Below are 20,946 nucleotides of genomic sequence, written 5' to 3'. Positions count from 1 at the left end.
GTTTACCAACAATGAACTCTATTTAAAATAGAACAGGCTCGTTCAGGCGATCGCGCTTGTAGAGGAATAGTAATAGTAAACTCCGCCCCTTGTCCAGGTGCAGAAATACATTGCATATTACCGCCATGTTTAGCAACAATTTGATAGCTAATACTCAATCCTAAACCCGTCCCTTTACCCACAGGCTTTGTCGTAAAAAATGGGTCGAAAAGATATTTTAACACATCTTCAGTCATTCCTGACCCGTTATCTGCAATTTGAATAGCAACATATTCATCATTAATGGCTGTAGTCCGAATCCAAATTTGCTTTTGGCAAGATTGATAATTTTGCGGATGCTGTGCTTGCTCATACTCTTCTAAAGCATCAATTGCATTAGCAATTAAATTCATAAATACTTGATTGAGTTGCCCAGGATAACAATCTACTAACGGCAAATTTCCATATTCTTTAATGACTTGAATACTTGGATTACTTGAAGTAGCTTTAAGCCGATTTTGCAAAATCAAGAGTGTACTGTCTAAGCCTTCGTGAATATTAACTGGCTTCATTTCTGCTTCGTCAATCCGCGAAAAATTCCGTAATGATTGAATAATTTCGCGGATGCGTTCTGCGCCAATTCTCATAGAAGATAGCAGTTGTGGCAAATCTTTAATGATAAAATCTAAATCTATTAATTCTGCTTGTTGCTCAATTTCTAGAGATGTATCAGGAGTATTTTTTTTATACAAATGTAAGAGATAGAGCAAATCTTGAATATATTGGCTTGCGTGAGTTAAGTTGCCATAAATGAAATTCACAGGGTTATTAATTTCGTGGGCTACTCCTGCTACGAGTTGTCCTAGACTAGACATTTTTTCACTTTGAACTAACTGACTTTGAGTTTCTTTCAACTGACGAAAAGCAAGTTCTAGGCTATTGGCTTGTTCTCGATAACGAGTTTCTGATTGTTGCAAAGCTTGTGCTGTTAAAATACGCTCTTGAATTTCTTGATGCAATTGCTGATTTGTTTCTTGCAGTTCAAATGTTCTGGTTTCTACGCGTTTTTCTAATTCAGCAGCTAATTGCAAAAGCTCTTGTTCTGCTTTTAATCTGTCTTGAACTTCCTGTTCTAAACGCAGAGAATGTTCTTGCAATTTTTTGGTCAATTTTCGCAGATTCAAATGAATTTTGACGCGAGCCAAAACTTCTTCATGCTGCAATGGCTTAGTGATATAGTCTACAGCCCCAAGACTCAATCCTTTGACTTTATCAACTGTTTCTGAAAGTGCAGTCATGAAAATTATTGGAATATCTTTTGTACTTTCCTTAGCTTTTAAATGGCGGCAAGTTTCAAAGCCATCTATCCCTGGCATAATTACGTCTAACAAAATTAAATCAGGTGCAGCATATTCTAATTGCTCAATTGCATCTTCACCATCTTGGGCGACTAAAACTTGAAAACCTCCGTTTGCTAACAACTCGAACAGGACTCCTAAATTAGTAGGGGTATCATCAACAATTAAAATAACGTCATTTTCAGTATTCTCTTGATTCATGATTAATTACCTGCACTTGTGAGAAATTCACGGATTTTTTTAACTTGAAAGCCTTTAGCTAATTGTTGTAGCTCTTGACAAAAATTAACATATTCAACATTTGATTCTTGCAAGCGAGATGCTTGCTCAATAATTCCTTTAAGGTCGCCTTTTTTAGCTAAATTAAACAGAGCAGCTACTTCTTCAGATGGTGGAAAGACCAAGTTTTGTTTTCCAGCAGTAGGTTGAGCATGAAAGACTTTTTCTAACTCCTCCTCATATATCCATTGCAAGTTTAAATATACTTGCAATGTTCCTAATAATTCTGATGTTCGGATAGGCTTAGCAATAAAGTCGTTACATCCAATTTCTTTACTTTTTTGTCGATCAAAATCAAAAACACTAGCAGAAGTTCCTAAAATTATTATATCTTTGATTTCTGGCGATCGCCTGATTCTGCGAATTGCTTCTAAACCGCTCAGCGTGGGCATCATCAAATCCATTAATATGCAATCAGGCTGCCATTGAGCCGCTTTATTTAAACAGTCTTGTCCATCCACTGCCTCCACAGTTTCAAATCCATAATGAGCTAGCATTTGCAATAAAACTGAGCGATTTTCTAACCGATCATCAGCAACAATTATTCTCCGTTTTTTACCTTGATAACCAATAATATTTTGTGATGCTGCTTTCAGAGACTCTGGAGATTGTTCAACTTCTGTCAAATCAATATCAAACCAGAAAATACTGCCTTTACCTAAAGTACTCTGAACCTGAATTTCTCCTTCCATCATTTGTACTAATTTGCGACTTATAGATAACCCCAATCCTGTACCTTCTACTTTGCGATTGTGTTCGCCTACTTGATGAAAGGGTAAAAATATTTCTTCTAATTGTTCAGGAGCCATACCCACACCTGTATCTTCCACCTGAAACCTAATTTTCTGATTGTGATAGCCTACTTTTAATTTAACTTCACCTACCTCTGTAAATTTCACCGCATTACCAAGTAAATTAATTAAAACTTGTCGCAAACGTTTTTCATCGGTTTTCACTCCTGTAGGCAAATTACTTGTTGGCTGATAAATTAAAGCAATACCTTTTTGTTGAGCGCGAATCCGACAAATTTCTGCAATTCCTTCAAGGAATTCTGGAAAATTAAACTCTGTGGAATATAATTCCATTTTCCGCGCTTCAATTTTGGAAAGATCCAAAACTTCATTAATCAAATTTAAAAGATGGTCGCCACACTGATAAATAATATTGAGTCCATCTTTTTGAGATTTTGTAGTATCTTTATTTCGTTGCAAAATTTGCGCGTAACCTAAAATGCCATTCAAAGGTGTACGGAGTTCATGACTCATATTTGCTAAAAACTCACTCTTCGCCTGATTAGCAGATTGCGCTGCTGCTTCGGCTTTTTGCAAATGCACATTCTTTTCTTGTAATTCTTGGGTTCGCTCTTCTACCTTTGCTTCTAAAGTCGCGTTAGCTGTTGCTAAATCACTATAAAGACGAGCATTTTCAATAGAAATTGCTGCTTGGGAAGATAATAGTTTTAATATTTCTAATCTATCTGGAGTAAAGGCTTCATTTGTAAGATTATTTTCTAAGTAGAGAATGCCAGCTAGTTTTCCTTGATGAAGGAGTGGAGTGCATAATAATGATTTTGGTTTGTGGTTAACAATATAAGGATCTGTGACAAAAATACCATCACAAATTGTACTACTACATAGAACATTTTCTTGCATTCTGGCTACATAATTAATCACAGAGAGGGGTAACTCCTGGCTACTGGATACTGGCTGTGATTGCATGACGATCACTTCTTTTTGTCCCACGGCTGCTTTTGCTTCTATTAGTAAATTGCCGTCTATTTCTAAAATTAAGTATCCAGTTTGTGCGCCAGCATTTTCTAATACAATTTGCATTAATTTAGCCAGCAATTTACTCAAAACAATTTCGCCAGAAAGAGCTTGAGAAGCTTTCATCACCGTCATTAAGTCGAGACTGTCAGTGTCTTCGATGATGGTAGAATTTGTTTGACTAAGTTCTTTGTTATTTGTATTTGACTTTTGGATGCTTTGCGATGTCTCACGAAAATCCGCTACCCGTCTTTGCGTAATCAATTGAGGATAGCGTGCTTGTAAATCCTTGACTTTAGCGATCGCTCCCCAATGCTGATAGGCATAATAAGCATTAGCCATATAGGTTTGAGCAATAGTTTCTTTACCCCATGACAGATAAAACTTGGCAGCTAATTCATAGGCAAGGGCTTCTTCGTTGATGTACTCGTTTTCTTTGGCAAGTGCGATCGCTTTGTCGTAATCCTCCATAGCCTCAAGATTTTGGTTGAGTACTCGATGCCTTTCTGCCTCTACTAGATAAAATTTGTGCAGATGATTCATTGGAGCATGATGCGCCCATTTTTGGATTTTTGCTTGATTACTTTGTACGCGATCGAGAATGTCCTGCTGTTCGGATTCTAGGCGATCGCCATACATCGCCAGTCGGATTAAAGAATCGTAGAAATGGAAAATAACAAATACTACCTGCCCTGCTGCTGCACTCAAATAATTTTCTGCTTGATTAATATTTTCCAACGCTTGCGAGTAGTTTCCAAACAGATAACCAAGCACTAGTTTTCCTAAATAGACAAAATAAATTGCTACAGCATCGTTGGTTGCCTGGTGCAGGGGAAGCATTTTCTCCTCATCATAAGCTTCACCTTTTAAAATACAGGGATTTTGATTTTTCCCCATCAAATTTAAGACAGTTTGCCAATAAATTTCGTGATAATGAAGCGCTGTTTCTTGCTTGATTTTTTTAATGGCATCCCAGTAGGTTGGCATTTCTTGTTCAACGGAAGCTAGTTGCTTACCCACCCAATATTGTTGAGAGCAATACGCAAATGCACCATAAGCACTATATTCCAAATCTCCAGTTTCCAAACCCACAGAGTAATTTGAGCGAAAAGTTTCTATGGTATTGCTAATGTGTTCTTTCCAATGTTTGATAAATATATATACTAGTTGGTGTGTCTTGGCGCTAACTTCTTTGGCATTTAATTTTGAAATTAAATCTAAAGCTAATTGACCAAATTGATAGCCTCGTTCGATATCTCCCACAACTCCACATAAAAGAAAACCATAAAGAGAATATGTATGGGGAGACACAGAAGCATTGCCATATTGGACGCATAAATTTACTTGTTTACATACCACTAGAGGTACTAGTTCTGGAGCGCCTAAGTAGGCGGCAATAGATAGACTTGACAGTAGCCTCAACGTTGCCAATTTATCAGGATTGGTCATTTGAGGTAAGTAGAGCAAGTCCGAGGGTTCTTTCCCACTCAAAATCGATGCTGTTTCCTCTAATGCTTGCTCAATATCTGAAGGGTTTACTGTTTCGGGAAAGTTTACCTTCAACAGTTTTAAAACTTGTAATCCTGTATTAATCGCTTCCAACAGCTTATTTTGATTCATATAAGCTTGAATCTGGACTTCGTATACCTTCACTTTGTCCAAAAGCGAGGTGGCGCGGTTTTGCACTACGGCAACAAATCTCTGCATCAGATCGAAATCACCGCTTAAAAAAGCTGTCTCTGCTGCTTCCTCGTGTAGCATTAATGTCAGTTCATACTGTTTGTCCCAACTATCTTCTGCCAGCAATCCTAAACCCACCTGTAAATATTTGACGGCGGAATCGTGTGCTGTTGCGGCTTTGGCTTTGTGACCTGCTATGAGGTTGAGTTGGGCTATTTCATATTTTTCCGACTCAGATGTGAGTAGTTCAGTACCGTAATTGAGTTGATTAACCAGAGCAAAAATATTTTCTTTTCGTTCTTCCGGCGTTGTGTTTTGCAGTAGTAATCGACCAATTTTCAGGTGCGTTGCTTTCTTATGCTCATCAGGTATCAAAAAATATGCTGCTTGCTGTACTCGGTCATGCAAAAACTTATATTTGATTGTTTGAAATGTATTAATTAGTCTCCTTGATTTATCTACCCCATTTTCTATTTCCTCTTGCCCAAATACTAAGGGCATTTTGTAGGAATTGTTTAAGGGTAAAATTAAACCTGCTTGCAGAGCTTCCCATAAATCTGCTGCTGTTTCCGACTGAGTTGTTTGATTAACAGTTGCCAAAACTTCTAAAGTAAACTTATCTCCGATACAAGCCGCTATTTTTAAAACATTAATTGTCTCTGGTGACAGCTTTTGAATTTGGCTGACCATTAATTCGACAACATTATCTGTATTGTTAATATCTTTTAGCTGCTCAATATCCCATTGCCATCTACCTTCAGAAAAATTAAAATTTAATAAATTTTCTTGATAAAGATATTTGAGTAGTTGAGTTAAGAAAAAGGGATTACCTTGAGTTTTGTGAAAAACTAATTCAGCTAGTGGTTCAACCGTTAAAGTGCTGCTACCTAATGTATCAACTACTAACTGATTAACGCAGTCAATATGCAAATTTTTCAGAACAACATTAGTGATATTACCTCTAACCTCTTGAATCTCTTCTAATGTCTGAACTAAGGGATGAGTCGCACTGACTTCGTTATCACGATAAGCTCCAATTAATAATAAATATTCGCTGTCCGCATCCGTAATAATTAGCTCGATTAACTTTAAAGAAGCTGAATCTGCCCACTGTAAATCATCTAAAAATAAAACTAGGGGATGTTCTCGTTTAGTAAAGACATGAATAAACTGTTGAAATACCCGATTGAAACGATTTTGTGATTCTGCTGGCCCTAATTGTGGTACCGCAGGCTGAGAACCAATAATCCGTTCTACTTCTGGTATTACATCTATGATGATTTGTCCGTTTTGACCAAGTGCTGCTAATAGTTTAGATTCCCAGTTTTTTAAAGATTCAGCACTTTCTGTTAAGAGTTGCCGCATTAATTCTTGAAAAGCTTGAATTAATGAAGCATAAGGAATATTACGTTTAAATTGGTCGAATTTACCAGAAATAAAATATCCCCTTTGGCAGACAATTGGCTTATGAATTTCATTCACCAAAGAAGATTTACCAATTCCTGAATATCCCGACACCAGCATCATCTCTGTTTGACCGTTGCTGATCCGCTCAAAAGCATTTAATAATGTATTGACTTCTGTTGCCCTACCATACAGTTTTTGAGGAATGATAAATTGACTGGATAAATCTAATTGTCCAATAGTAAATTCACCAATTTGACCATTGTTTTCTAACTGCTGGAGACACAATTCTAAATCTGCTTTCAAACCCAAGGCATTTTGATATCTATCTTCAGCCGTCTTAGCTAAAAGTTTCATGATAATCTCAGAAACTGTTAACGGAATTTCTGAATTAATTTCGTGAGGAGAAACAGGAGTTTTCGCAATGTGGGAGTGAATTATTTCTAATGGATCGTTGCTATCAAAAGGTAGCAAACCAGTAAGGATTTGATAAAACGTGATTCCTAAAGAATAAAAATCAGTACGATAATCAAGTGACCGATTCATTCTGCCAGTTTGCTCAGGAGACATATAGGCAAGAGTGCCTTCGATTAAGTTAGGGTTGCTGACAGTTGGATTTTCTCTAGATAAGTGTGAAGCAATACTAAAGTCGATGAGTTTAATAGTTAAATTGTGAGGATTAATAATAATATTTTGAGGCTTGATATCTTTATGAATAACTTGCTTATTATGAATATTTGCTAAAGCCGATGCTAATTGAGTAGCTATAAGTAGGAAAGTTTTTAGTGATAATTTATGGGTATCGCTAAAATGCTTGAGCGATGTGGCACTAAAATCTTCTATAACTAGAGCTAGACTGTTTTGATATTTTTCTAAAGCTAAAGGGTTAATAACTTCATCAACATCTATTAAGCTGTTAAGGACTTTATATTCGTGTTTTATTCCAGTTAACTCTTTTAAGCTAGGATATTCTGCTTTCAACGCTTTAATGATGACTGAAGTGTTATCTACCTGTTTGATGGCGCGATAAACAAAGCTATCAAGACCTTCGTTCAAAGTTTCTACAAAAGTATAGCCAGGAAGAGTTAACATAATTTGTGCTGTGTTGAAAAATCAGGAAGGTGAACTGGTATGTTTTTAAGTGTTTGAAAGGAAAAACCTTAAATTCACAAAATATTCGACTGGTATATTAATAGTGCCCAGTCCAATTGATTTTATTGTTAAAGTTTAACAAACTAAATATTTCATGATGTAACAATATCGTCTCATATTAGCAAAACTGAGTTGGCGACTTATTTTGTGGGGTGGGCGTCTCCCCCGCCCACCCCACAAGAGTTAATAGGAATCCGATTTGATTTTTGAAAAAATATAAGTATCTGTAGGGTGTGTTATCGCAGAAAGTACGGCACCAAAAGCTTCGGGTGGTGCGTTATCCAAAGGCATAACGCACCCTACGTATATTTCAAAAATCAAATATGAGTCCTATAGAAAAGAACAAAACTTCCTGAATGTAGCTATAGTTCAGGCTGATTTAAAAAATCGAATGATTTCGCGGACATGATCGAGAAATTGACCATCAGTTGAAAGTTGGGCGATCGCATTTCTGGCTTCTCTCCCTAAACGCTCATGTTCTGTCTGATTTATAGCGCGTAATTCCTCCAAATTAGCAGCTATTCGCGCTAAATCTCTGCGAGTTTCTTCGGCAAAACGTTGTTGGGTGGCTGGCAATGAATAGGGTTGTTCTAAGTTAAGTTGATCTTCTAAAGATTGCACTTTTTGTTCTAAATTGGAAAAGCGATCGCGCAGTTCAACAATATCTTCACGGGGATACTTCCATTCTTGGCGAATCATCGCTAACCTTGCATATAAATACTCGTAAGCCCGAATCGCTGGACGCAGAATTGTTAATAACAAAGCTGCACCAGAACTTACATATCCTACTGTACTAATACCAGTAACAGCAAGAGTATAAAGACCAACAGTTGAGAGTAAGTGTAAAGCAATGGCAACCCAGAGCGATCGCTTTGCCAAAACTGTGACATACTTCACTTGTTTCTCATCGACTGGAATTCCTTTCTCAGTTGATTGTGCTGCTTCTGCTAAAACTTCTTTAGCTTGAAAATGCACGTTCCACGGTACCGTAACAATTACCAACAACCACCAAAAACTGGCACCACCAATTACCCAGTCGAGAAAATTACCAGCAGGTATGTGCAACCATTGCAGTAAGCCAAAAGCTGCTAGCACCACAACCACAATACTAGCAATGGAACTGATGAAAAAGTTAATATACATTTTGCATTGTCTCCGATGAAACCATAATGTAAGAATTCAGAATTCAGAATTAATATGCCTTGGATAGTCAAGCTTGATAATTTGAACAAAATCAAGCAGGTATACAACCATTGATTTTCCAATCATTTTGAGCCGATCCTGACGACTGACGCCTTTATTCTTACACCATCATTTTGATCGTGACTATGCCCCAGCAAATTTACTGAAATAATTGTGATGCTTTTTCTAGTTGCACATACGATCTATTTGATGAGATTAGCTATATCAAATAGATTAAGTATCTTTGCTACTTTTTTGTAAAAATTAGTAACACAAATGCTTGTGATAGTTTTTCTAGGTGCATACATGGCAGAATTGGTGAATTGACAATTCAGAACTATTGGATGAGATAACTACGCCAAATTGGTTGAGTATCTTTGCTACCTTTATCTGGAAGTAGCAATCGCCAAGTTTTACCTTCTTGCTGAATTTGCAAGTAAACATTAAAGGGTTTTTGTGGTTGTGTTAAGCGTCGTTTTGGTAATTTAACAATCAAGTCGTAGGTTCCCCGGACACGGAAAGCTGGTAAATTTTCAATAGTTAGGGGTTCTTCTTGGGTAATTGATAGCCGCTTGATTTCAAATCCTTGAAAATCTAGATCCAACTGCTGGCTAAGCTTTTGTTGAGTTTGTTCTAGCTCAAATGCGATCGCTTTTTGCACTAACTCGCTAGTCGGTAGCAGTCCAATACTGCCACAAGCCGTCAATAGCACCAACAATATTGCTGTCAAAACCAACCGCACCATATTAATCCTGATAAACTACTAATCAGCGATAGCATAGCTGTAGATTCCCTAAATTTTCTCATCTACCATGCCAAAACAGTCTATAGGTCTTGATAACCAACTATACAATTATCTTTTATCTGTTTCCCTGCGAGAACCAGAAATTCTTGGGAAATTGCGCCAAGAAACCGCCAGCCATCCCAGAGGTACAATGCAGATTTCACCAGAACAAGGGCAGTTTATGAGGCTTTTGGTGCAGTTAATCGGAGCGAAGAAAACCCTGGAAGTTGGAGTTTTTACGGGTTATAGTTCACTTTCTGTAGCTTTGGCGTTACCAGATGATGGTAAGATTATTGCGGCTGATGTGAGTGAAGAATTTACTGCGATCGCCCGACGGTATTGGCAAGAAGCTGGGGTTGCCCATAAAATCGATCTGCACTTGGCACCAGCTTTGGAAACTTTAGATCACTTGTTAGCAACTGGCCAAGCCGAGACATTTGATTTTGCCTTTATCGATGCCGATAAAGAAAATTATGATGGATATTATGAGCGATCGCTACAATTAGTGCGTCCGGGTGGATTAATTGCGATCGATAATGTTTTATGGTCAGGACAAGTTGCTGATCCACAATTTCAAGATGAAAGTACCCAATCAATCCGGGCGCTGAACGAGAAGTTACACGATGACGAACGGGTAACCCTTTCTCTTGTTCCCATTGCTGATGGACTTACTTTAGCACTGAAGCGACGCTAATTTCTTTGAGGTCTTGTTTTGCTGGAATTGTTAAAACGTACCGACTCATTATTTAACAGCCTCTGCTTGTTGCATTTGAGCTTCGGCGCGTCGGATATCTTCCTCAATTTCGGCAAACACCTCTTCACCATCAACTACTTTACCACGCTCTGAGGCTTCTATGCCTTCTTGGATTTTAGCTTTTAATTCTGCTAAACGCTGTTCTTGATGGCGTTGGCGTAGCCCGCCGGAGGCATCGCGTTCATCTAGCAATCTCAATGCTTCACCCATCACCTCGCTAACTGAGTGATATCTACCACTATTAACTTTATCCTTAACCAACTGCTCCAGTTCTGGGGTCAAAGATATATTCACAACTATTACCTCATTTCGTTTACTTTATATGGTAACCGAAACGAGTTTGAGCCTGGTTAATTTGTTGCTGTTTGGGCTTCTTGATAAATTATTTCCTGAAACTGGATCATATCTTTTTGCGGATCGGCGTGGGCAACTTTTACTAATATCTGTTCGCCCAAATTCACAGAACGTTTGAAAGACATTGGTAATTGCAAGCCCAAATCTTCTAACAAAATTAGGGCTAAGTTGCTGTCTTCCCGTAGCCACATTAATACTGTCACGTTCCAAATTTGCTCCGGATGACGGCGCAAATACTCTAAAGCATAATATCTATTAGTTTGCCGTTCTACCATCGTTACTTCTTGGGTGATGGTGGTGACTGTCATCATCACTTCTTTGAGTTGTTCGGCTGAAAATGGCAGAACTTCACCCCGCAAATGGGCTTTCAGTTGGAAGTGAGTCAGCAAGTCGCTGTAGCGGCGGATGGGAGAAGTTGCTTGGGTGTAGGTATCTAAACCCAAACCCGCATGACGCAAAGGCGTAATGCTCATTTCACTTTTGGGCATACAACGCCGCATGGCGCAGGCGCGAACGAATCCAGCTGGTAGCAGAAGTAATTCTTCGTCTGGAGGTAATTCCGGTTGTGGCTGACCGCGAAAGGGCAAGGGGATGTTGTGTCTTTGACCGTAGCGGGCAGCAACTTCACCCGCAAGAATCATCATTTCTGCTACCAGTTGCCGGGAGCGGGAATCGTCCAAAATGTCAATATTGATTTCGTCATCTTTGACTTTGATCGCCGCCTCAGGCATAGTGATGCTAATGGCTCCTTGGGCATAACGCCAAGTTTTGCGCCGGGTTGCCCAAGTGGCGATCGCTTCAATTTCTGATTCTGCTTGCACCCCTAATTGCAGCATTTCATCTACATCTTCGTAGGTGAGGCGATAAGTCGGCTTAATTAAGCTGGTATGAATGCTGTAATCTTCTACTGCCCCAGTTGTACCTAAAACAATTCCAAAACTGAGGGCGCAACAAATCCGTCCCTGTACCAGACTCATTGGCCCAGTTGCCAAGATTTCTGGAAACATGGGAATCATTCCCGTAGGTAAATATACTGTACTACCTCGTTTTCTAGCTTCTAAATCTAATTCATCTTCCGGGACTAACCATCTTGTCGGATCGGCGATATGTACCCATAGGCGTTCTCGTGCATCGGGTAGTACTTCCCAGCTCAAACCATCGTCGATTTCTGTGGTAGTTTCATCATCAATGGTGTAGACCTTGAGATGAGTCAAATCCAAGCGGTTGGTATCTGAGTCAATGGGTGGGAAATCCAAACGTTGTTGCGCCACTTCTAATACCTTATGAGGAAACTGAATCGGAATTGAAGAACGACGCAGGAACAAGTTTTCATGAGGACTCCACCAACCCAAATCTACCAATAGTTGAAAGGCTCCTTGGGGTGTTGTGGGGCGTCCCAGCAAGGTCATAGTTTCTAATACTGGGGCTGAGGGAGGGTAGGCACGAGCCATAGTATCATAATTTACCCCCATCCGCATGGTGTCAGCAAGCAGCGCTGCGTATTTTTCTAGTCCTTCCAAACGCTGGCGATCGTGGCGGCCCCACTCTACTGCTTCACCTTTGAGCGCCTCCTCTACACGAGCTAAAAATTCCTGCTGTCCCTTAGCTTTGAGTGCCTCTACTTCTATCTGGTGCTTGCGTTCTGCAACAGCAGCAGCAGTTCGGGCTTCGTAAGCGTCTCCTTTTTGCTTGAAATACAGTTTGTCGTCTGATAACAGGCAATGGGCAGCGTAACAATGGGGCGCACCCGATTCCGAAAATAGCAGATTCGCCATTTCGTTTGGGGTGATTGTTTCCCCACCTTCAACCAGTAATTCCCAAGCTACTTCCAAGCTAGACGGATCTAGATAGGGCTTGACCTGCTCTAGAAAGCCCGGAATATCCGATGGCTTATAGGTCTCTTTGTTAACTGTATAGGTTACTTGTCTAGGCGCGAGGCTGTGGGATTGACCACGTTCGTCTACCACAAACCAGCGGGTTTTTCCGTCTGGACGTTCTACGACGCCCAGACGGCGATCGCCTTGAACCCTAAATTCAACTAGCGTCCCCTTCTCCACAACTCTCGCACTCTAGTAATTTTAGATTTTGGATTTTGGATTTAATAACCAAGAATTATTAAATCCTCAACCCAACAATTTTTTATGCAGCAATCTATTTTACACTCTCTTTTTCAGATTGGAGATTTTGGACTCACACAGACCAAGCTAAATATTTCTTGAGATACAGCTTTTGTTGATAATCCAAAATCTAAAATCTAAAATCCAAAATTGCTTTAGCCTTCCGCGTTGATAAATGGCAACAAAGCCACAATCCGCGATCGCTTAATTGCTAATGTCAACTCTCGCTGTTGCTGAGACGTAAGCCCTGTAATCCGCCGTGGCAGTATCTTGCCCCGCTCGGTGATAAACTTACGCAACAAATCAACATCTTTATAATCTATTGGTTCTCCTGGCTTAATCGGAGAAAGCCGACGACGGAAATAGCTCATCTCTACTTAATTTCCTTGTGAACGGTATGTTTATTACAGTGGGTGCAGAACTTTTTCAGTTCTAGCCTGTTGGTCGTGTTGCGGCGATTCTTTGTACTGGTGTAACGCGATACACCAGCAGAACGCTTTTCTGGATTTGTCCGACACTCGGTACATTCTAATGTCACGATGATGCGGGCACCTTTACTCTTAGCCATAATCTTACAAACAATAAAGCCTGAAGAGAATTAACACAAATGACTATCTTCTCACATTCCGGCGGATATTTTCAACTAATTTTTTGATTTTAATATCCAGCGAGTAGCCACGACGGGAAGAAACTATAAAAGTTCCGCAAAAGCGATCGTGTAAAGCTTGCCGCATCTGGGCATCAGATAAGGCAGTGCCACAATCAATTGCTAAAGGAAATACTAGCAGTATAGCAGTGGGATTGTCTCTAATATTGCTTAAGGCAATTGAGACTAAAAGCGCACCCAACCCAAGAATCGCCTCTCGCTTCACTAGCGCCAGTAAATCTGGGACTCTGCCCATTACTTCTCTATCTTTGACTTCCAGCACCTTTAAATCAAACGCCCAACGCCCTAAACTTTGTCCTTGATTGTTGTATGCCACCACCACCCGTAAAATCAGCCAAAACATCAGAAAAACTAGGATTTGAGCAAATTGAATCCCAATATTGCCGCTTCCCAGTAAAGAACTGATTAACCAGACAACAAAGAAATCTAACCCCAATGCCATACCTCGCCGCCCAATATCAGCCTTGGGATAGTGTTTTTGCCGAACGCGTTCGATGGTCATACGAAACAAGTATTTTTATTTAGGGGTTGGGGAATAACGATCGCTCCTGTTTTTAATATTAAGGTGATGATTTGGGGATTGGGGATTGGGGATTGGGGACTGGGCATTGGGGATTGGGGATTGGGGATTGGGGACTGGGCATTGGGGACTGGGGACTGGGGACTGGGGATTGGGGACTGGGGATTGGGCATTGGGCATTGGGCATTGGGAATACGGAATTCGAGTTTGGGTATTCGGGAGTGGGGATTGGTAATTAGGAATTAGACCTCTTGCATAAATCAAAAATAAAGAACCCCACCCCCCATTTGCTGACGCAAACGCTCCCCTCCCCGCTTGCGGGGAGGGGTTGGGGGTGGGGTGTTAGGTACTTTTGCAAGAGGTCTATTGAAAGTTGACCCAGTCCCCAATCCCTAGTCCCCAGTCCCCAGCCCCCAGTCCCCAGTCCCCAGCCCCCAGTCCCCATTCCCCAGTCCCCAGTCCCCAGTCCATTAAGTAACTACTTTGTCTGGATTTTTGGGAACTGCCGATCGCCCTGATTTCCGTCCAGAGATATCGTGTAGTAAACCCATGAGTGCAGGTACGACGGTGGGAGTCAAAATGGTGGAAAAAGCTAGACCACCAGTCAAGACAATGCCTAACCCTTGATATAACTCTGAACCTTGACCTGGTAGCACTGCCAGGGGTAACATTCCCAGTACGCTAGTGCCGGCGGACATGAAAATTGCTCGGAGGCGATCGTTTGTGGCATTGTATAGCGATGCATCATAATCTTCACCTGCTTGCTGGAGTTGCAAGGCGCGATCGACTAGCAAAATGGCGTTGTTTACAACCACACCTGTGAGGATCACAAATCCCAAAGCGGTAATCATGTCCAATGCCACATTCATTCCCGGAATTTGGTTGGCAATCACTAAACTCAATAGTGCGCCACTCATTCCCATTGGCACCGTTGCCATAATTACCACTGGGTAAAGGAATGAGCGATATAACGCCACGAGTAACAAATAAGTAATTAAAATTGAAAATGCAAATGCAGCGGCTAATTGACCAACAGTTGTTGCTAACTGATCCGCTGAACCTGACAGTTCTAGACGATAACCTGTTGGCAGATTGGCACGTAAAGGAGCGAGAATTTCTTCTTCGGTACGTTCTACCAGGGTCGCTAGGGGAGCGTCGGGTGCAAGGGAGACTGTGAGAGTAATTGAACGGTCTAAATCAACGTGGTTAATAGCATCAGCTCCCGTTGTTTCCCGAATTTCGGCAACATCTCCCAGTTGCACTTGTCGTCCCCGTGCATACAAAGGTAATTGCCGTAGTTGTTCTGGGGTTTCCACAGCAGTATTTTGCAATTCCACTGAGATATCTAGTTCTTCTTTACCATCAATGTAATCGGAAGCGATGCGACCACCCAATGCTGCTTCTACCATTGAACCAATTTCGGCTTCCGAAAGTCCTACTTCTGCGATGCGTTCGCGGTTGGGAATTACTTGTAATTCAGCTGCACCCAAGACAAAATTCGATCGCACATTCTGCACACCCTGAAGCGATCGCAATTTACCCGTAATTTGCTTTTCTAAATCGCCAATTTGATTGAGATCATCCCCGACAATATCCACTTCAAATTCTTTACCAGGATCGCGGAAGATAGAAATTCGTGTGGGGATGACAAAGCGGTATCCAGCAAAGTTACTACTTTGGGCGCGTAACCGATTTACCATGTCGGCGAGTCCGGTGGTAGTGGCAAATTCCGGTTTTAAAATAGTTGAAATGCCGCGCAATGCCCCAGGACGGTCAACGTACATAATACGGTCAACTTCCGGTTGCGATCGCAGAAATTTTTGCACGGGTTGAGATTGGCGAATGGCTTCCGGGATACTGGTTCCTGGCAACGGTTCCGCCCGCAATACAACTAAGTTGCGATTTCCTTCGGGTAAATAATCCGCAGGTGGCAAGAGAAAAATACTAGTCACGAGTAAAACAACAGGAATCGACAGTACTATTAATCTGCGACCGATGCGTTTACGTCCCAGTGACCAACTGACGGTACTAGCGAGAAAGTTTTCTAGTTTACCTTGGAAATTGCGAAAAACCACGGAGGTTTTAGCCACCATGCGCTCAAACCAATTGCCTCCCCGGTATTCACCGCCCTGCATCATTTGTATGGCTTCTGATTCCTTGAGGAACAATCCCGATAGCATTGGTACTAAAGTCAATGCTGCAAACAGCGAAAATAGCGAAGAGGCAGAAAGAGCGATCGCCATATCGGTGTAGAGTTGTCCTGCTTCACCCGTCACCATAATTAATGGTACAAATACTACTACGTTGGTTAAGGTGGAACCAAGCATTGCGCCCCAGACTTCTTGGGTACCTTCAATGGCTGCCCGCATGGCGCTTTTACCTTGCTGCATGTGGGTGAAGACATTTTCAATCACGACAATCGAGTTATCTACAACCATACCCACGGAAAATGCAAGTGCTGCTAAGCTAATGATGTTCAATGTACGTCCAAGTGCAGACATGACAATGAACACAGCAACCGTACCAATGGGAATGGTAATTGCAACTACAGCGACAGTCCGCATTGAGCCAAGGAATAGCACTAAGACGATGGTTGCTAGTAATGCTCCACTAACTAAGTTCTCTCGAACGAAGCTGACCGATTGATTAATATACTGACTCTCATCGTAGTTGTAGACAAAGCGAATACCTTGGTTTTGCTTGTCAAACTCATTTTGCAAGGCGGCTATTTCTGCTCGAATGCCTTTAGCTACCTCTGGCACATTCGCCCCAATTTGGCGAATTACACCAACAGCTACCCCAGGTTTACCATTGAAAACCAAGGCACTATCTTGGGGTTTGCGTCCCATTTGTGCGATCGCCACATCCCGCAAGTAAACTGTACCGGATTGATCGCGTCGCAGCACAAAGCCTTCAATTTCTGATAAATCCTGGGAACGGCTGACTGTGCGTACCCGATATTCTCTTCGTCCTAGAATTAATGGCCCGCCCCGGATATCGCGGTTGTTTTGCTGTAAAACTCGTACTACATCGCCGATTGTGAGATTGCGATCGCTTAATGCTTTCGGATCTACCTTCACCTCAACTTCTCGTTCTTGTCCACCCACTACCAAAAATTGTCCAGTTCCTTCCACTCGCCGCAAACGGGGAATCACCACTTCTTCGGCTAAATCTCGATAGCGGTTGGCATCCGGTTGAAATCCTTCTTTGGTATCAAACGGAATCCACATCATCGGCGAACTATTACCGCCCACCAGTTCTACATTCGATTCTTGAGCTTCTGGGGGCAAACTTTCCACCTGTTGCAAGCGGTTGAGAACGTCTACCACCCGTTCTTGAACATTGGCATCTTGAGCAAATTCCAAGGTGATGCTGCTACGTCCAGCACGAGAAGTACTACTGATTTCCTGGACACCCAGCACCTCTTCCATCTGTTCCTCGATGGGACGGGTAATTAAGTCTTCTACCTCCGTTGGCCCAGCTCCAGGATAGGTAGTCGTAATTGTAATTTCGGGGCGATCGCCTCCTGGTTGCAATTCTAAAGGTAACCTGAGTAACGAGAATACCCCAAACATTGCCAGCAAGCAAAAGAGAACGAAAGTACCATGTCGCCAACGAACGGCAGTTTCAATAAAGCTCATACTAATTCGTAATTCGTAATTCGTAATTCAGAAAGTCATATTTAAATTGAGTTTGCAGTCTTTTGAAGAAGAAAGGGTTAAAGGAGAAAGAGAAAGGGAAAATTTATACCTCTGATTCTTCCTCTTTAACCTAGTTCTGCAAGAAGTCTATAGATACAACCTATGTTTTAAGTTGGATCGACTATTTTTACAGGCGCACCATCTTGCAATCCGTCGCCGCCACGTAGGACGATGGGTTGACCAGTGCGTAAGGTGGAATGATAAATTGCGACATCTTTACCCATGTCAGCAAGCATTTCCACTGGAATTTGTTTGGCTTTGCCATCAGCAACGGTGAAAACTAACCACTGATTTTGGCGTCTGGTTAATGCATCTCTTGATACCACAAAACTAGGGCGGTTTGAGGGGATGTTGAGATTGCCTGCGATCGCCATTCCTGGTATTAAGCCTGTTGGTGGTTTGTTAATTTGGACACGCACGCGCTGACGACGGGAGGCAGGATCGGCTGAAGGAACTACAGTGGTGATGCTGGCGCGTTGTTTCCATTGCGGTAAGGCACGAGCGCTAAGATCGATTGTCATACCTGGGGTAACTGTACCACTGAGTTCTTCGGGTAACTCTAGGAAAATGTCGAAGCGATCGCCTGCTACTAAGGTGACAATTTCACTGGAATTTTGGACTAAATCACCATTACTGACATGACGAGTCTGGACGATACCTGATTCCGATGCCAGAATTCGAGTGCGCTGCTGTACTAATTCAGCTTGGGCTAAGGTGGCTCTAGCGGCTTCCACGTTTGCCCGTTGGGCAGCAATTTCTTCCTGAATCGGCCCGGCTTTGGCTTCAGCTAGTTCTGCCTCAGCTTCTAAGCGTTCTCCTTGGATGTTATTTAATTGTGTTTGGGCTTCAACCAATAATCTTTGAGACAAAGCACCCTCTTTAACAAGATCGCTGGTGCGTTTGAGATTATCTTGTGCTTCCAGTTCCCGCGCCTTAGCAGATGTGACAGCTGCTTGACGTTGAGCAATGATTTCTTTTCGAGTACCAACTTCCAAACGTGCCAGATTGCTACGTTGTTGTGCCAATTGTGCCCGTGCTTGGCTAATTGCCAATTGCTGTTCGGTATCGTCCAGAAAGGCGATGGCCATACCTGCTTGCACGCGATCGCCTGATTGCACGAGAATTTTTTCCACAATTCCACTCGTTTGAGCGCGGAGTATTGATTGCTGACTGGCTTCCACTTGTCCTAAAAGCTGAACACTTCTTGTAGCCCGTCCATTGGCCAAGGCGATGGTTTCAATTGCCTTTGGGGCTGGCGCTTGCTGCTGTTGTGCAACAGAAGAACGTTGTCCCCCACCAGGAGCCAGCATCCGCCAGAGGATAATACCACCAGTCACCAGAAATAAAATAAGCAATCTCCAGAACCAAGGTTTACCCGAAGGATTAGATGCCAACTCAGAAGGTGCAGAACTATCTGGTTGGGTTTCAATGGCTGAAACTTGAGCTTCAGAAGTATCATCCATATCGGCAATGAGCTATTAAGGGTTAAAGATGGAGTCAAAAAGTCAATATTTTGGAAAAATGTAAAATTACATTACTTTTTTGTAGTTTATGGGATAAATATGACAAGCAAATGTCAAACGAAGTTGGGCATGGGGCATAGGATACTAAACAGGACTTACGCAAAATCATGAAAAAACGAACCGCAAAGGACACAAAGGACACAAAGAAATAAGAGTTTCAGAGAGTTTTTGCGTAAGTCCTATATAAGTTTTGAGTTCAAATACTCATTAATGGAGTTAAAATACTCATTAATGGAGTTAAAAGCCTCATTAGTGGAGTTCAAATACTCATTCACGAGTATTTATAGCGATTTTCATTTGAATGAGGTACACGGTAGGGTAGCACAGCGGTGCTACCCTACGAATTGTCTGTACTCGACGCAATTGCAAACCGCTATAAGCTTAATAATTTAAGTTCTAATACCGTTTCTTTGTGAGGCTGCGCCAAATTTTTTTGGCTTCTTCTTTCTTTCTTTGTGTCCTTTGCGCCCTTTGCGGTTCGTTCCTCATATAGTTTGGCGCATCTTCATACAGAATTGGTATAACTCCCCCACACCTCCCACACCCCCCACACTCCCTACTGCCCCACTTCTACAACCAGTTCCTTAACGCGATCGCGTGGTAAGCCTAACTCTTGACTGAGAGTAGCTTGAAGTTGGCTCATATCGGTGACTGGAAATTCAAATACTATGGTTTTGAGAACTGAGCTACTCGTTTTAACGTTCACCCGTGAAATTCCTTGTTGTGGAATCATTTGCACTTCGATCGCTACTACTCTTTTCATCATCTGCCGTGCTGATTGGGTATCGGCTAGCAGATATTTTTTGGTGACGCGGGAGTGACTTAAAATCCGATCTCCAATAAAGCCGCTTCCCAACCAAAAAACTAGTCCAATCAACGGCAAGGACAACCAAAACACAAAGCCCAGCGATCGCAACACTTGAAAACGTTGAAGTTGCTGCATGGAAGGCATGAGATAGAATACTTACTGTTACTTCTGTGTTATTATTTCACCTTAAATCTTAAGCTTATGAAGTAACCAAAGACAGCAAGCTAAGCAAATTGGATGTTGATCTTACTAGTAGAAGATGACCCATCACAGTTAGAGCCACTGCGAGCAGCATTGTTAAAAGCAGGGCATATAGTAGATGCGTTGACTGATGGTGACACAGCGCAGTGGTTTGTCTTTCGCAAAAACTATGATTTGCTGATTTTAGATTGGATGTTGCCTAAAGTCAGCGGTGTAGAATTGTGTCAAGTATATCGACGGGCAGGTAAAGTGGCTCCCATCCTGATGCTGACGGCGAAAGACACCGTTTCAGATAAAGTCAGAGGTTTAGATGCTGGAGCCGATGATTACTTAGTTAAGCCTGTGGATGTGGTGGAGTTATTAGCACGGGTGCGGGCATTAGGAAGGCGATCGCCAATGTGGCAAGGAGATATACTTACCCTGGGCGACTTGCAACTTCATTTATCGAATTTGATACTTGAACGTGGTTCCTTAACAACTCAACTTTCTAGCCGCGAGTTTCAATTAATGGAATATATGATGCGTCATCCCCGCCAAGTCTTATCTCATGGCCAAATTGAGCAAGCCCTTTGGAATTGGGGAGAAGAACCCGAAAGTAACGCAGTTACCACCTTAGTTCGCCGTTTACGCCAACGCCTACAAACTATTGGCGTCAAAGATTGGATAGAAACGGTGCATCGCATGGGTTATCGGTTAAATCCGCCAAATTAATCGAGG

General features: G+C 41.8%; 15 protein-coding genes. 3 read left to right on the top strand and 12 right to left on the bottom strand.

Annotated elements, in window-relative coordinates:
* Window positions 1-2: 2 nt before the first annotated feature.
* From IQ276_RS27735 to IQ276_RS27720, 4 genes are all read right to left on the bottom strand, one after another.
* Window positions 3-1,538: a hybrid sensor histidine kinase/response regulator gene (locus IQ276_RS27735; RefSeq protein ID WP_193915361.1), complete on the bottom strand. Its 1,536-nt coding sequence runs from the start codon at window positions 1,536-1,538 to the stop codon at window positions 3-5.
* Window positions 1,539-1,540: 2 nt separating this feature from the next.
* Entirely contained in the window at window positions 1,541-7,561 is a 6,021-nt protein-coding gene (locus IQ276_RS27730; protein WP_444880229.1) for a hybrid sensor histidine kinase/response regulator, read from the bottom strand.
* Window positions 7,562-7,987: 426 nt separating this feature from the next.
* On the bottom strand, window positions 7,988-8,761 hold the full coding sequence (locus tag IQ276_RS27725; RefSeq protein ID WP_193915359.1) for a hypothetical protein: 774 nt from the start codon (window positions 8,759-8,761) through the stop codon (window positions 7,988-7,990).
* 376 nt (window positions 8,762-9,137) lie between these two features.
* Window positions 9,138-9,545: a hypothetical protein gene (locus IQ276_RS27720; RefSeq protein WP_193915357.1), complete on the bottom strand. Its 408-nt coding sequence runs from the start codon at window positions 9,543-9,545 to the stop codon at window positions 9,138-9,140.
* Window positions 9,546-9,612: 67 nt separating this feature from the next.
* On the opposite strand from IQ276_RS27720, the gene IQ276_RS27715 reads away from it, so the two are divergent.
* Complete coding sequence (locus IQ276_RS27715; protein ID WP_193915355.1) at window positions 9,613-10,278, top strand: class I SAM-dependent methyltransferase; 666 nt, start codon at window positions 9,613-9,615, stop codon at window positions 10,276-10,278.
* Between the two features lie 48 nt (window positions 10,279-10,326).
* On the opposite strand, the gene IQ276_RS27710 is transcribed toward IQ276_RS27715, so the two are convergent.
* The 5 genes from IQ276_RS27710 to IQ276_RS27690 form a co-directional block, all read right to left on the bottom strand.
* A complete protein-coding gene (locus IQ276_RS27710) occupies window positions 10,327-10,632 on the bottom strand; it encodes a type II toxin-antitoxin system ParD family antitoxin (protein ID WP_193915353.1) in 306 nt (101 codons plus the stop codon).
* Between the two features lie 56 nt (window positions 10,633-10,688).
* Window positions 10,689-12,749, bottom strand: coding sequence for a ribonuclease catalytic domain-containing protein (locus IQ276_RS27705; RefSeq protein WP_190884503.1), 2,061 nt, complete (start codon window positions 12,747-12,749; stop codon window positions 10,689-10,691).
* Between the two features lie 215 nt (window positions 12,750-12,964).
* A complete protein-coding gene (rpsR, locus tag IQ276_RS27700; protein WP_073639644.1) occupies window positions 12,965-13,180 on the bottom strand; it encodes a 30S ribosomal protein S18 in 216 nt (71 codons plus the stop codon).
* A gap of 2 nt (window positions 13,181-13,182) precedes the next feature.
* The gene (gene rpmG / locus IQ276_RS27695) at window positions 13,183-13,377 is read right to left on the bottom strand and encodes a 50S ribosomal protein L33 (protein ID WP_073639643.1); all 195 of its coding nucleotides are present in this window, start codon (window positions 13,375-13,377) and stop codon (window positions 13,183-13,185) included.
* Between the two features lie 43 nt (window positions 13,378-13,420).
* A complete protein-coding gene (locus IQ276_RS27690) occupies window positions 13,421-13,978 on the bottom strand; it encodes an RDD family protein (RefSeq protein WP_193915351.1) in 558 nt (185 codons plus the stop codon).
* On the opposite strand from IQ276_RS27690, the gene IQ276_RS27685 reads away from it, so the two are divergent.
* Entirely contained in the window at window positions 13,955-14,242 is a 288-nt protein-coding gene (locus IQ276_RS27685; protein WP_235116032.1) for a hypothetical protein, read from the top strand. The genes IQ276_RS27690 and IQ276_RS27685 overlap by 24 nt on opposite strands.
* Before the next feature lie 224 nt (window positions 14,243-14,466).
* Here IQ276_RS27685 and IQ276_RS27680 read toward each other — a convergent pair whose 3' ends face one another.
* From IQ276_RS27680 to IQ276_RS27670, 3 genes are all read right to left on the bottom strand, one after another.
* Complete coding sequence (locus IQ276_RS27680; protein ID WP_235116031.1) at window positions 14,467-17,637, bottom strand: efflux RND transporter permease subunit; 3,171 nt, start codon at window positions 17,635-17,637, stop codon at window positions 14,467-14,469.
* Between the two features lie 167 nt (window positions 17,638-17,804).
* The gene (locus IQ276_RS27675) at window positions 17,805-19,160 is read right to left on the bottom strand and encodes an efflux RND transporter periplasmic adaptor subunit (RefSeq protein ID WP_193922269.1); all 1,356 of its coding nucleotides are present in this window, start codon (window positions 19,158-19,160) and stop codon (window positions 17,805-17,807) included.
* A gap of 616 nt (window positions 19,161-19,776) precedes the next feature.
* Complete coding sequence (locus tag IQ276_RS27670) at window positions 19,777-20,163, bottom strand: hypothetical protein (protein WP_193926074.1); 387 nt, start codon at window positions 20,161-20,163, stop codon at window positions 19,777-19,779.
* Window positions 20,164-20,265: 102 nt separating this feature from the next.
* On the opposite strand from IQ276_RS27670, the gene IQ276_RS27665 reads away from it, so the two are divergent.
* On the top strand, window positions 20,266-20,940 hold the full coding sequence (locus IQ276_RS27665; RefSeq protein WP_193926072.1) for a response regulator transcription factor: 675 nt from the start codon (window positions 20,266-20,268) through the stop codon (window positions 20,938-20,940).
* Window positions 20,941-20,946 lie beyond the last annotated feature (6 nt).

It is taken from the genome of Desmonostoc muscorum LEGE 12446 (assembly GCF_015207005.2).
Classification (GTDB): domain Bacteria; phylum Cyanobacteriota; class Cyanobacteriia; order Cyanobacteriales; family Nostocaceae; genus Nostoc; species Nostoc muscorum.
The sequence above is the reverse complement of the archived record's forward strand: the minus strand, read 5'-3'. Positions and strand labels throughout refer to the sequence as shown.